Here is a 12949-nt window from a genome sequence, read left to right as displayed (position 1 = left end):
GCGAGGAAAGGAAGGAGAAGGCCCTGGCACGCCTTTGCCCCGGTCGCAAGCCCATGTCACGAGCTCATGGCTGCGCCCCGGTCGCAGCATCAGGTTCATCCGCGCGCAGTCAGCCCACAGCGCAGAAAGGCAAACCGGAGAAGCCTGGGTTAAATCCGCCGCCAGTCAAAGGTCGGCCCCGGGTCGATCTTGCGACCGGGGGCGATGTGTTCGTGTCCGACCACGTCGACGATGGGGTAGCGCGATTTGAGCAAGGGAACCAGGTGGGCCAGGGTGGCGTACTGGTCCTCGGTGAAGGGCTGGGTTTCACACCCTTCCAACTCGATGCCGAGGGAAAAATCGTTGCAGCGGCTGCGCCCCCGCCAGGAGGACTGGCCTGCGTGCCAGGCACGGCGGTCGCAGGGCACATATTGGTACAGGCTGCCATCGCGGCGAATCAGGAAATGGGCGGACACCCGCAGGGCGGACAATCCGGCCAGACCGGGATGGACCGACTCATCCAGGGTATTGGTAAACAGGCGATGGATCGCGTCACCGTCAAAATGGCCCGGCGGCAAGCTGATGAAGTGCAGGACCAACAAGTCCACCTCCGCCCCCGCCGGCCGCTCATCCTGGTTGGGGGAGACATGGCGGTGGGCGCCGCGCACGAGTCCGTCGCCGTCCGTCTCCCAGGCAAGCATCGGCTCAGTCATTGAGGCCCAGGCGTTCCATGCGGTAGCGCAGGGAGCGGAACGTCACGCCCAACAGCTTGGCCGCGGCGGTGCGGTTGAAACGGGTTTTGTTGAGGGCGTCGAGCAGGGCCTGGCGTTCCACCTGATCCAGGTGGTCCTGAAGGGATAGGCTGGGGATCAGTCCCTCCTCCGCCGGCGGATGGCTGACCAAGGGCGCCAGATTGAGATCCTCCGGTTCGATCTGGGCATCGGTGCGCAGGGCCATGGCCCGCTCCAGGATGTTTTCCAGCTCCCGCACATTGCCGGGAAAGGAATAGGCCAGCAGGGCCTGGCGCGCCGCGGCACCCAGGGTCGGCGCGGGGCCGCCGGCCTCCGCCGCCAGCCGTTGCAGGATGCGGTCGGCCAACAGCAGCACGTCGCCGGCGCATTCCCGCAGCGGCGGCATGCGCAGTTCGATCACATTGAGACGGAAATACAGATCCTGGCGAAACCGGCCTTGTTCCACCAGGGCCCGCAGGTTCTGATGGGTGGCGCTGAGGATGCGCACATCCACCGGATCCTCGGTGGGGCTGCCGACCTTGCGCAGGCGCTTTTCCTGGATCACCCGCAGCAACTTCACCTGCATGGCCGGCGGCAGGTCGGCCACTTCGTCGAGGAACAGGGTGCCGCCGTGGGCCGCCTGGAAAAACCCGTCCCGGTCCTGGTCCGCGCCAGTGAAGGCGCCCTTGCGGTAACCGAAGAATTCGCTTTCCATCAAATTTTCGGGAATGGCGCCGCAATTGACCGGGACGAAGGCACCGGCACTGTGGGCGCCGAGACGGTGGATCAGGCGCGCCGCCATTTCCTTGCCGCTGCCGGATTCCCCCTGGATATGCACCGGCGCCTGACTGCGGGCCACCCGCTCGATGAGATTGCGCACCTCGGTCATGGCCGGAGAATCGCCAAGCAGGACGCCATCGTCCCGCGCCGGTCCCGCCGCAGCGGGCAAACCGACGGCGGTCTTCACCAATGCCCGCAGTTGCTCCAGGGAAACGGGCTTGGACAAATAATCGAAGGCACCGGCCTTGAGGGCAGCCACGGCATTTTCCGCACTGCCGTGAGCGGTGATGACCGCCACCGGCAGTTCGGGATGGCTGTCACCGATCTGGCGCACCAAGGCCAGTCCCTCGCCATCCGGCAGACGCATGTCGGTCAGACAGAGCTGGTACCGTTGCTCGGCCAGATACTGCCGGGCCTCCGCCAGATTGGCGGCGCAGTCTGCCACCAAGCCCATGCGCATCACGGTCATGTCCAGCAGTTCGCGGATGTCGGCTTCGTCATCCACGATCAAAACCCGTTTGGGGGATTCTCCCTTTTTCAATTCACCTCTCCGCGTTCAACCACGCCGACCGCTGATGCGGAAACGGGCACCCTTTTCCCCGTCCATCAGGGTCAGTACGGCTCCGTTGGCCTCGCATAATTCTCGAGCAATATAGAGCCCCAAGCCGGTTCCATTGCCCCGGGTCGTGAAAAAAGGCTCGAATACCCGGCCGCGCAAGGCCGCGTCGATACCCGGTCCGTCGTCCTCCAACCAGAGCTCCACCTGCTTGCCGAAAGCACCCGGACGCGCCATCAAGCTCACGCTGCCCACGCTGCCACTACAGTAGCGCAGGCCATTGCCCACCAGATTGGCCAGCACCCGCCCCAGATGGGCGCGATCGAAACTCAGCACTAGCCCAGGCTCGCAGTGCACGGTCAAGGCATGGGCCCGCTCCGGCTCGCTGAGCGCAAGATCCTCGGCAAAGGCGGAAAGGAAGGCGGCCAGGTCGATGGACTCGGGCTGGACCTTGTCCCGCCGTCCCAACTCCATCACATCGGTCACCAGCCGGTTGAGGCGACCAGTGTTCTCGCCGATGATGCGAGTAAGCCGCGCCCGCACCGCCGCCGGCGCCTCGCCCTCCGCCTCCTCCCGCAGCAATTCGGCGGCATGGCTGATGGCCGCCAGGGGATTGCGGATTTCGTGGGCCATGTTGGCGGTCAGCCGCCCCAGGGCCGCCAGCTTGATCTGTCGCGCCTGGGCCTGGAGCTGTTCGGCATCCTCAATGAACAGCAGGGAGTTTTCGCCGTCCCCGGCCGGCAGGTAACGGATGTGGAGCGGATGATTGGCAGGCGACAGCAATACCTCCTGCGCTTCGCCGCCTCCGTTCCGCCATTGACCGAAACGCTGGGCCAATTCCGGAAAAAACTCGTCCAGGGCCACTTGGCGCCATGGCTTCATGGCGCACAACTCGGCCGCCCGTGGGTTGTGTTGCAGCACCCGACCCAGGCTGTCCACCACCAACACCCCGTCCTGCATGTCGCGGATCACCTGGTCGTTGATGCGAATCTGGGCCGCCAGGGCTTCGCCCCGCTGCCGCGCCAGGCGTTCGCTGGCCACCACCCGCTGGGACAGCAGATGGGCTGAGATCGCCGTGCCGAAAAACCCCATGCAGACCAGCCCGGTGGCCGTGAAGTCCGTCACCACGCCATCCCCACGCAGCACGTGCAGGCCCTGCTCCAGCAACACCGCCACCGAGGCCAGGGCCGCGTAGAACAGGGTCAGCCGCCCCTGACCCACCAGGCCGGCGGCAGCCAGCACCACCAGGAGCATGTAGCTGAAACCGTTGCGGTAACTGCTGCTGAGGGACATCAGCAGGGTCAGCATCACCACGTCCAGCAACACCTCCAGGGTCAGCAGGGTGTTGAAGGAGGGGCGCCAGCGCAGGGGCTGAACGAAGATCAGGGCGATGGCGAACAACAGGTACAACCGAACCACGCCATTGCCCAGGCCAACCTCGCCCGGCGAGAAAAACGGCGCCGTCTGCATGAAGGTCGCCCCGAGGACGAACAGCAGCGCCACCGCCAGGCGGTAAATATGGAAGTAGTGCAGGGAACGCCAGAAGCTTTCGCCGGGGGACGGCAAACCATCCCGCAGGGGCAAGCCGACCGGGAAACTCAAGCGCGGCGCTCCCATCGCTGCTGGTGTTCACGACAACAAAAGGTTTGCCCGTCGACCACCACGGCCTCTTCCTTCGGCACATAAACCCGGCACTGGGCGCAGGGCACCATGGCCGACGATGCGGGGGGCGAGGGCGTCGCCCGGGGCGACTGGCGCTGCTGGCTGCGGGAACGGATCAATCCCCAGCAAACCAGCACCACCAACGACAGGAACAGCCATTTCACCATGAAGAATTCCTCGATTCGGCCATCTGGGCCGTCGCCCCAGGCTCGGGCACGGCAAGGGCCAAGTATACGGTCTCCCCTGCCCCACACCGATAGCCGCCGACTGGTCGACGCGGCGCGCGAACATCACCGCCACCCCAGCAAAAATGCCGTGCTCATAATGGCGCCATGCCAAGCGGGAAACCATCGCCTACAATGGCGCCGCCGGCCTGAAATGACGTCCGGCTCCGCGCGCGCAGCCCCCCGGATTGCCGAGAAAATAGTGACGCAGACGTCACGAAACAATGGGGATGGCTTAACCATGGGGTTTTCCCGGCCACACCCGGGATCGCGAAAAGCAATAAAAGGGCGCAACATCGATTACAACGAAAGTTATAATGAACTTGTCTTATCGCCCCACCCATTCCTAAGATACAGGCCGCCATGTCCAGCGTTCCCCCGCAATCCTCCAGCAGTCGCCAGCTCAAAGTCCTGGCCGTGGACGATACCGCCACCAATCGACAGATTCTGGAAGTTTTCCTGGGTAAGCTGGGCTATCACGTCATCACCGCCGAGAATGGGGCCATTGCCGTGGACACCTTTGCCAAGGAACGGCCTGACCTGGTGCTGATGGACGTCATGATGCCGGTGATGGACGGTTACGAAGCCACCCGTCGCATCAAGGCCATGGCCGGCGACCGCTGGGTGCCGGTGATCTTCCTGTCGGCCCTGTCCAAGGACGAGAACCTGGTGGCGGGCATGGACGCCGGCGGTGACGACTATCTGGCCAAGCCCATCAACTTCGTCGTGCTCGACGCCAAGTTGCGCTCCTTCTCCCGCACCCTGCACATGCAGCGTAGCCTTGATGCCTCGCTAAAACAGATGGCGGCGGTATCCGAGAACATCGTGGACGGTGTCATTACCATCGACGCCAAGGGCATCATCACCTGGGTCAGCCGCTCCACCCTCACCATCTTCGGCTATAGCCGGGAGGAAATGCTGGGGAAAAACGTCAGCATGCTGATGCCCGAACCCGAGGCATCCGCCCACGACGGCTATCTGGCCGCCTACACCTCCGGTGGCCCGGCCAAGATCATCGGCGTTGCCCAACGGGAAGTCACGGGCCTGCGCAAGAACGGCAGCACTTTCCCCCTGGAACTGGGGGTCAACGAAATGGTGGTGGACAACGAACACACCTACGTCGGCGTGGTGCGGGACATCAGTGAGCGCAAGATCATCGAAAGCCGTCTGCGTTCCAATGCGGAACGCTTGCAGGTCTATTACGACGAGCAGCAGCGGGAAAACCAACTGGCCCAGGACATCATGCAGCGCATGGTGCAGCACCCCGGCCTGGAAGATAGCGCCATCCGTTACTGGGTGGCCCCCGCCAACAACTTCAGCGGCGACATCGTCGCCGGCCTGCGCGATTCCCAGGGGCGGCTGTACACCCTGTTGGCAGACGCCACGGGCCACGGCCTGGCCGCCGCCATCAGCGCCCTGCCCGTGTTAACTGCTTTCTACGGCCTGGTGCAGTCGGAGCGTCGTCTCGCCGACATCGTCCGCCACCTCAACCAGAACCTGATGTCCATGTTGCCCGTGGGGCGCTTCGTCGCCGCCACCCTGCTCTGCATCGACCCCAAGGCGCGCAGCGCGCAGATCTGGCAGGGCGGCATGCCGCAGACCCTGTGGCTGGACGCCAAGGGCAACCTCAAGGAACGCCTGGTATCCGCCCATCTGCCCCTGGGCATCGTCGATTTCGACGATGAAATGGCCTGCGTGCACAGCCTGCGCTGGGACGAAGGCGACCAGTTCGTCCTCTTTTCCGACGGTGTGATCGAAGCCAGCGACGTCAATGGCGAAGCCTACGGCAAGGATCGCTTGCAGGAAGCCCTCACTGGCCGCAGCGCCGCCCAGCGCCTGGATGCGGTACGCCAGAGCCTGCGCGACCACACCGCGGGCATTGAACAACAGGACGACATCTCCCTGATGTTGATCGACTGCCGCGCCTGACGCGGCAGTACCGGCCCCGCCATCCAGCCCGTCGGACCGTGGCACAATCCGGCCCATGTTGAGCGTCCTGGTCATCGATGAATCGGAAACTCGCGCCGGAGAAATCTGCGCGGGCCTCGCCTTGGCCGGCTACCAGGTCGCCGCCTTGCTGCCCTCGGCGGTGGACCTGTCGGAAAAGGTCGAGCGGCTCAAGCCCGATGCCATCCTGATTCAGACCGACTCCCCCTCCCGCGACACCCTGGAACACTTGGCCGTGGTCAACGAGGCCATGCCCCGCCCGGTGGTCATGGTATCGAACAAACGCGATGCCCCCACCATCCGCAAGGCGATCAAGGCCGGCGTTTCCTCCTACGTGGTGGACGGCCTGACCCAGAAACGACTCAAGCCCATCCTGGAAGTGGCCATCGCCTCCTTCGAGGAATTCCAGGCCCTGCGCAAGGAACGGGACGAGGCCACCCAGAAGCTGGCGGAACGGAAAGTGGTAGACCGGGCCAAGGGCATCCTGATGAAAGCCCGCGGCATGGATGAGGACGAGGCCTACAACGCCCTGCGCAAGCTGGCCATGGACCGCAAGCAGCCCCTCGCCAAGGTGGCGGCCCAGGTCATCGAAATGGCCGAACTGCTGGGCTCCTGATTCCCGCCACGTTTCACTGACGACATGCGCCGATGATGATCGGCGCGCGTCGATTTCCATTCCCTTCCGTTTCCTCCATCAGCGAACTCCCGTGGCGCGATGTGGTGCAGCGCACCTAAACCATGCACAGTCCGGGTGCGAAGGCACGGTCCAATTTCCCGCTTTGTTTCGTCCCCCACAAACGACCGAATCCCGCGCCGCACAAGGCATTACAGAGAATGCACGAGAGGTGGCACATGCTTTGCATATAGAACACCAGCACGGGTCATAGGTGGATCCGGGCGATCAGATCAGAGTGGACAACGGCGTCCACGTTGAGCGAGCAAACGTCTTCGGGCGTTTTCTCATTCGGCGTGTGACGCCGTCTTTTTTTTGGTTTTTCGGAACGTCTAGCCAGCATCGCGACAAGGAGCCAACCATGGAGCAAAAGCCTCTCAACCATTCCCGCCGGGACTTCATCCGCTCGGCCACCGGCCTCGCCGTCGGTTCCGGCCTCATGGCCGCCGTCCCCCCGGGCGTTCGTTCCGGTGCCTGGGCCGCCGGCTCCGACGCCCCCGAAAAGAAGGAAGTGCGCATCGGCTTCATTCCCCTCACCGACTGTTCCTCCGTGGTGATGGCCAATGTGCAGAAATTCGACGAGAAGTACGGCATCAAGATCATCCCCACCAAGGAAGCCTCCTGGGCCTCCGTGCGGGACAAGCTGGTGAACGGCGAACTGGACGCCGCCCACGTGCTCTACGGCCTGGTCTATGGCGTGCAACTGGGCATCGGCGGCCCCAAGAAAGATATGGCCGTGCTGATGAGCCTCAACAACAACGGCCAAGCCATCACCCTTTCCAACCAACTCAAGGACAAGGGCGTCACCGACGGCGCCACCCTGGCCAAGCTGATCGCCAAGAAGGACAAGGAATACACCTTCGCCCAGACCTTCCCCACCGGCACCCACGCCATGTGGCTCTACTACTGGCTGGCCGCCCAGGGCATCGACCCCTTCAAGGACGTCAAGACCATCACCGTGCCCCCTCCCCAAATGGTGGCCAACATGCGGGTCGGCAACATGGACGGCTTCTGTGTCGGCGAGCCCTGGAACAACCGGGCCATCATCGACAAGATCGGTTTCACCGCCGTCACCACCCAGGATATCTGGACCGATCACCCGGAAAAGGTGCTGGGCACCACGGCTGAGTTCGTGCAGAAGTATCCCAACACCGCCCGCGCCATGACCGCCGCCGTGCTCGAAGCCGGCAAGTGGATCGACGCCTCCCTGGCCAACCGCCGCACCACGGCGGAAACCGTGTGCCAGAAGGCTTACATCAACACCGACATGGACGTGATCCTGGAACGGATGCTGGGCCGTTACAGCAATGGCCTGGGCAAGAGCTGGGACGACAAGAACTGCATGCACTTCTTCAACGACGGTGCGGTGAACTTCCCCTACCTGTCGGACGCCATGTGGTTCATGACCCAGCACAAGCGCTGGGGCCTGCTCAAGGCCGACCCGGACTACCTGGCCGAAGCCAAGAAGGTGAACCGCATCGACATCTACAAGCAGGCCGCCGCTGCCGCCGGCGTGCCCCTGCCCAAGAGCGAGATGCGCAGCCACAAGCTGATCGACGGCGTGGTCTGGGACGGCAAGGACCCCAAGAAGTACGCCGCCTCGTTCAAGATCAAGGCCTGATCCGGCCGCCCACGGGTGGCGGGACGTACCCCGCCCCGCCACCGCCAACAGGAGATAGCCATGAGCGCCGTCGTTGCCCTGAAACCCGCCGCCATCCACGCGGCAGAGGAACCCCTCAAGGAAGAAACCCACGTGCAGACCACCGCCCCCACCCCCAGCGCCGCCACCGAGGAAGGCACGCCCTTCGCCACCCACCTGCGCGAATTCCTGCTCAAGGCCATTCCCCCGATCTTCGGCATCGCCCTGCTGATCGGCATCTGGGGCCTGGCCACCATGAAGGGCGGTTCCATTCCCGCCCCCGGCCAAGTCTGGAGCGAGGCACTGAACATCTTCGCCGACCCCTTCTACAGCAACGGTCCGAACGACCAGGGCATTGGCTGGAACATCCTCTCCTCCCTGCAACGGGTCGGCCTCGGCTTCGGCGCCGCCGCCCTGGTGGGCATCCCCCTCGGTTTCGCCCTGGGCCGCTTCACCTTCCTCAACCGCATGTTCGACCCCATCATCAGCCTGCTGCGTCCGGTCTCGCCCCTGGCCTGGCTGCCCATCGGCCTGCTGGTGTTCAAGAAGGCCGACCCGGCCGCCACCTGGACCATCTTCATCTGCTCCATCTGGCCCATGATCCTCAACACTGCCGAGGGCGTGCGCCGGGTGCCCCAGGACTACCTCAACGTGGCCCGGGTGCTGAACCTGTCGGAAGCCAAGGTGGTGACCAAGATCCTGTTCCCCGCCGTGCTGCCCTACATGCTCACCGGCATCCGCCTTTCCATCGGCACCGCCTGGCTGGTGATCGTGGCCGCTGAAATGCTCACCGGTGGCGTCGGCATCGGCTTCTGGGTCTGGGACGAGTGGAACAACCTGAAGGTCGAGCACATCATCATCGCCATCTTCGTCATCGGCATCGTCGGCCTGTTGCTGGAACAGACCCTGCTGCTGATCGCCAAGCGCTTCACCTACGAAACCCGCTGATTGCCGAAGGAGACTGCCATGAGCAAAGCCATCGTCCAAATCGAGAATGTCGGCCAAACCTTCAGCACCAAGAAGGGTTTGTTCACCGCCCTGCGCGACATCAACCTGACCATCGCCGAAGGCGAGGTGATTTCCCTGATCGGCCACTCCGGCTGCGGCAAGAGCACCCTGCTCAACCTGATCGCCGGCCTGACCCTGCCCAGCAGCGGCGCCCTGATCTGCGACGGCCGCGAAATCGCCGGCCCCGGCCCGGAACGGGCCGTGGTGTTCCAGAACCATTCCCTGCTGCCCTGGATGACCTGTTTCGAGAACGTCTATCTGGCGGTGGAGCGGGTCTTCGGTCGCAAGGAAGGCAAGGCCAAGCTCAAGGCCCGCACCGAGGCGGCGCTGGAGATGGTGCACATGGGCCACGCCATGCACAAACTGCCCCACGAGGTGTCCGGCGGCATGAAGCAGCGGGTCGGTATCGCCCGCGCCTTCGCCATGGAGCCGAAGATCCTGCTCATGGACGAGCCCTTCGGCGCCCTCGACGCCCTGACCCGGGCCAGCTTGCAGGACGAAATGAACGCGGTGATGGCCAAGACCGGCGCCACCGTGGTCATGGTGACCCACGACGTGGATGAGGCCGTGCTGCTCTCCGACCGCATCGTCATGATGACCAACGGCCCGGCCGCCACCATCGGCGACATCGTGCAAGTCCAGCTCGACCGTCCCCGCGACCGTCTGGCCCTGGCCGAAGACAAGCGCTTTGCCGAATATCGCGCGGCGGTGCTGGACTTCCTCTACCGCAAGCAGTTGAAGAAGGCCGCCTAAGCCACGGTCACCCCATCCCGGTCGGCAACGGCGCCACCGGGATGGTTCGCAGTCCCCTCGCAAACAAGCATGTGAACAACGGCGTTCACGTTCCCGCCCCGGCCATTCCGGCGCGGGCGTGGATGCCGTTTTTTCTGAGCCCGCCGGCACCGGGCCGGGCAGGAAAGGAAATGTCATGAAGAAACTGAAATTGGTATTGGTGGGCAACGGCATGGCCGGGGTACGCACCCTGGAAGAACTGCGCAAGATCGCCCCGGACATGTACGACATCACGGTGTTCGGCGCCGAGCCCCATCCCAACTACAACCGCATCCTGCTTTCCCCGGTGCTGGCCGGTGAGATGACGCTCCAGGACATCGTTCTCAACTCCCGCGAGTGGTACGCCGAAAACGGCATCACCCTGCACACGGGCAAGAAGATCGTGAAGATCGACCGCCTGGCCCGCAAGGTATTCGCCGATGACGGCAGCGAGGCGGAGTACGACCGCCTGCTGCTGGCCACCGGCTCCTTGCCCTTCATCCTGCCGGTGCCCGGCAAGGACCTGCCCGGCGTCATCGCCTATCGAGACATCGCCGACACCGAAGCCATGATCGCTGCCGCCGCCACCCACAAGCACGCGGTGGTCATCGGCGCCGGCCTGCTCGGCCTGGAAGCCGCCAACGGCCTGGCCCTGCGCGGCATGGACGTGACCGTGGTGCACCTGGGCGAATGGATCATGGAACGCCAGTTGGACAAGCCTTCCGCCGACATGCTGATGCAGTCCCTGATGGACAAGGGCCTCAAGTTCAAGCTGGCCGCCTCGACGAGCGAACTGGTGGCGGGCCAGGATGGTCGCATCAGTGAGGTGAAGTTCAAGGACGGCTCCTCCATCCCCGCCGACCTGGTGGTCATGGCCGCCGGCATCCGCCCCAACACCGAGCTGGCCGAGAAGGCCGGCATCTTCTGCAACCGGGGCATCGTGGTGAACGACACCCTGCAAACCTACGATCCCCGCATCTATGCCGTGGGTGAATGCGCCAACCACCGGGGCATCGCCTATGGCCTGGTGGCGCCCCTGTTCGAACAGGCCAAGGTCTGCGCCAACCATCTGGCCATGTACGGCATCGGCCGCTATCAAGGCTCCGTCACCTCGACCAAGCTCAAGGTCACGGGCATCGACGTGTTCTCCGCCGGCGATTTCATGGGCGGCGAGCACGTGGATGAAATCCTGCTGCACGACCCCGCGGGTGGTGTGTACAAGAAACTCTGCGTCAAGGACGACAAGCTGGTGGGCGCCGTGATGTACGGCGACACCGCCGATGGCGCCTGGTATTTCCAGTTGCTCAAGGACAAGCAGGACATCAGCGACCTGCGCGACCACCTGGTGTTCGGCCAGTCCCACCTGGGCGATGCCGGCCACGCCGGCCAGAGCATGGCCGCCACCATGCCCGACGAAGCCGAGGTCTGCGGCTGCAACGGCGTCTGCAAGGGCACCATCGTCAAGGCCATCAAGGAACAGGGCTTGTTCACCCTGGACGACGTGCGCAAGCACACCAAGGCGTCCTCTTCCTGCGGTTCCTGTACCGGCCTGGTGGAACAGATCCTGGCCTCCACCGTGGGTGGTGCCTACCAACCCACGTCCGTGAGCGACAAGCCTGTCTGCGGCTGTACCGACAAGACCCACGGCGAAGTCCGCGCCGCCATCCGCGACCAGCACCTGCTCACCATTCCCGCCGTGTATCAGGCCCTGGGGTGGAAGACGCCCAATGGCTGCGCCTCCTGCCGCCCCGCCATCAACTACTACCTGATTTCCACCTGGCCCCACGAAGCGGTGGACGATCCCCAGAGCCGCTTCATCAACGAACGCCACCACGCCAACATCCAGAAGGACGGCACCTACTCCGTGGTGCCCCGCATGCTGGGCGGCCTCACCACGCCGGACGAACTGCGGGTCATCGCCGACGTGGCCGACAAGTACAAGGTGCCCACGGTCAAAGTCACCGGCGGTCAGCGTATCGACCTGCTGGGGGTGAAGAAGGACGATCTGCCCAAGATGTGGGCGGAGTTGGCCGACGCGGGGATGGTGTCCGGCCACGCCTACGGCAAGAGCATCCGCACCGTGAAGACCTGCGTCGGTGCCGAGCACTGCCGCTTTGGCACCCAGCTCTCCATGAACATGGGCGTCAAGCTGGAGAAGATGCTGTTCGGCATGTGGTCCCCCCACAAGGTCAAGCTGGCCGTCTCCGGCTGTCCCCGCAACTGTGCCGAAGCCGGCATCAAGGACGTGGGCGTGATCGGCGTGGATTCCGGCTACGAGCTGTACATCGCCGGCAACGGCGGCATCAAGACCGAAGTGGCCCAGTTCTTCTGCAAGGTGAAGAGCGACGAGGAAGTCATGGAATATTCCGGCGCCTTCCTCCAGCTCTACCGCGAAGAGGGCTACTACCTGGAACGCACCTGCCACTACCTGGAACGGGTGGGCATGGAGCACATCAAGAAGGCGGTGCTGGAAGACCCGGAACGACGCAAGGAACTCTACGAGCGCCTGCTCTATTCCCTGCAAGGTTACGAGGACCCCTGGACCGTGGCCGCCAAGAACCCCGAAGTCCGCCGCAACTACGAAACCCTGGAGGTATGACTATGGCCGATCAACAACCCAATCTGGACGTGGCTCCCGTGTGGAAACGGCTTTGCGATCTGGGGGAAATCCCCCGCCTCGGCAGCCGGGTGGTGAAGTCCCCCGTCGGCGACATCGCCGTGTTCCGCACGGCCCAGGACGAGGTCTTCGCCATGCACGACAAGTGCCCCCACAAGGGCGGCCCCCTGTCCCAGGGCATGGTCCACGGCAAGACCGTGACCTGCCCCCTGCACAGCTGGAAGATCGACCTGGAAACCGGCCAGGCCCTGGCCCCCGACGAAGGTTGCAGCCGCCCCTTCAAGGTCAAGCTGGAGGACGGCCTGGTCTGGCTGGCCTTGGGCTGACCCGTCCGTCAACCGTCTTCCGCAGAAGGAAACCCC

The 12949-nt window shown here is 64.2% G+C and carries 11 protein-coding genes; 7 read left to right on the top strand and 4 right to left on the bottom strand.

The features are described 5' to 3' along the window. Nucleotides 1-149: 149 nt before the first annotated feature. From ampD to ACYQ2U_RS02450, 4 genes are read right to left on the bottom strand one after another with little or no spacing between them, the layout of a single operon-like run. The gene (ampD, locus tag ACYQ2U_RS02465; RefSeq protein ID WP_459948748.1) at nt 150-692 is read right to left on the bottom strand and encodes a 1,6-anhydro-N-acetylmuramyl-L-alanine amidase AmpD; all 543 of its coding nucleotides are present in this window, start codon (nt 690-692) and stop codon (nt 150-152) included. Continuing rightward, nucleotides 685-1995: a sigma-54-dependent transcriptional regulator gene (locus ACYQ2U_RS02460; RefSeq protein ID WP_459948747.1), complete on the bottom strand. Its 1311-nt coding sequence runs from the start codon at nt 1993-1995 to the stop codon at nt 685-687. Before ACYQ2U_RS02460 ends, ampD begins: the two co-directional genes overlap by 8 nt. Before the next feature lie 51 nt (nt 1996-2046). Further along, complete coding sequence (locus ACYQ2U_RS02455; protein WP_459948746.1) at nt 2047-3648, bottom strand: sensor histidine kinase; 1602 nt, start codon at nt 3646-3648, stop codon at nt 2047-2049. After that, a complete protein-coding gene (locus tag ACYQ2U_RS02450; RefSeq protein WP_459948745.1) occupies nt 3645-3875 on the bottom strand; it encodes a PP0621 family protein in 231 nt (76 codons plus the stop codon). The genes ACYQ2U_RS02455 and ACYQ2U_RS02450 overlap by 4 nt, the downstream gene beginning before the upstream one ends. 420 nt (nt 3876-4295) lie before the next feature. Between ACYQ2U_RS02450 and ACYQ2U_RS02445 the strand changes: the two genes are divergently transcribed. The 7 genes from ACYQ2U_RS02445 to nirD all read left to right on the top strand — a co-directional run bounded on the left by ACYQ2U_RS02445 (nt 4296) and on the right by nirD (nt 12913). After that, complete coding sequence (locus tag ACYQ2U_RS02445) at nt 4296-5861, top strand: SpoIIE family protein phosphatase (RefSeq protein ID WP_459948744.1); 1566 nt, start codon at nt 4296-4298, stop codon at nt 5859-5861. A gap of 55 nt (nt 5862-5916) precedes the next feature. After that, nucleotides 5917-6495, top strand: coding sequence for an ANTAR domain-containing response regulator (locus ACYQ2U_RS02440; RefSeq protein WP_459948743.1), 579 nt, complete (start codon nt 5917-5919; stop codon nt 6493-6495). Nucleotides 6496-6913: 418 nt separating this feature from the next. Next, nucleotides 6914-8173: a CmpA/NrtA family ABC transporter substrate-binding protein gene (locus ACYQ2U_RS02435; RefSeq protein WP_459948742.1), complete on the top strand. Its 1260-nt coding sequence runs from the start codon at nt 6914-6916 to the stop codon at nt 8171-8173. Nucleotides 8174-8233: 60 nt separating this feature from the next. Further along, a complete protein-coding gene (ntrB, locus tag ACYQ2U_RS02430; protein WP_459948741.1) occupies nt 8234-9139 on the top strand; it encodes a nitrate ABC transporter permease in 906 nt (301 codons plus the stop codon). A gap of 18 nt (nt 9140-9157) precedes the next feature. Continuing rightward, the gene (locus ACYQ2U_RS02425; protein ID WP_459948740.1) at nt 9158-9952 is read left to right on the top strand and encodes an ABC transporter ATP-binding protein; all 795 of its coding nucleotides are present in this window, start codon (nt 9158-9160) and stop codon (nt 9950-9952) included. Between the two features lie 175 nt (nt 9953-10127). Continuing rightward, on the top strand, nt 10128-12569 hold the full coding sequence (gene nirB / locus ACYQ2U_RS02420) for a nitrite reductase large subunit NirB (RefSeq protein WP_459948739.1): 2442 nt from the start codon (nt 10128-10130) through the stop codon (nt 12567-12569). Nucleotides 12570-12571: 2 nt separating this feature from the next. After that, on the top strand, nt 12572-12913 hold the full coding sequence (nirD, locus tag ACYQ2U_RS02415) for a nitrite reductase small subunit NirD (protein WP_459948738.1): 342 nt from the start codon (nt 12572-12574) through the stop codon (nt 12911-12913). Nucleotides 12914-12949: the final 36 nt, after the last annotated feature.

This window comes from Denitratisoma sp. agr-D3, from assembly GCF_054658675.1.
The sequence above is the reverse complement of the archived record's forward strand: the minus strand, read 5'-3'. Positions and strand labels throughout refer to the sequence as shown.

Coding starts and splice junctions, on each gene's coding strand:
- ampD (WP_459948748.1), bottom strand. CDS start 692: ATGACTGAGCCGATGCTTGCCTGGGAGACGGACGGCGACGGACTCGTG.
- ACYQ2U_RS02450 (WP_459948745.1), bottom strand. CDS start 3,875: ATGGTGAAATGGCTGTTCCTGTCGTTGGTGGTGCTGGTTTGCTGGGGA.
- ACYQ2U_RS02445 (WP_459948744.1), top strand. CDS start 4,296: ATGTCCAGCGTTCCCCCGCAATCCTCCAGCAGTCGCCAGCTCAAAGTC.
- ACYQ2U_RS02440 (WP_459948743.1), top strand. CDS start 5,917: ATGTTGAGCGTCCTGGTCATCGATGAATCGGAAACTCGCGCCGGAGAA.
- ACYQ2U_RS02435 (WP_459948742.1), top strand. CDS start 6,914: ATGGAGCAAAAGCCTCTCAACCATTCCCGCCGGGACTTCATCCGCTCG.
- ntrB (WP_459948741.1), top strand. CDS start 8,234: ATGAGCGCCGTCGTTGCCCTGAAACCCGCCGCCATCCACGCGGCAGAG.
- ACYQ2U_RS02425 (WP_459948740.1), top strand. CDS start 9,158: ATGAGCAAAGCCATCGTCCAAATCGAGAATGTCGGCCAAACCTTCAGC.
- nirB (WP_459948739.1), top strand. CDS start 10,128: ATGAAGAAACTGAAATTGGTATTGGTGGGCAACGGCATGGCCGGGGTA.
- nirD (WP_459948738.1), top strand. CDS start 12,572: ATGGCCGATCAACAACCCAATCTGGACGTGGCTCCCGTGTGGAAACGG.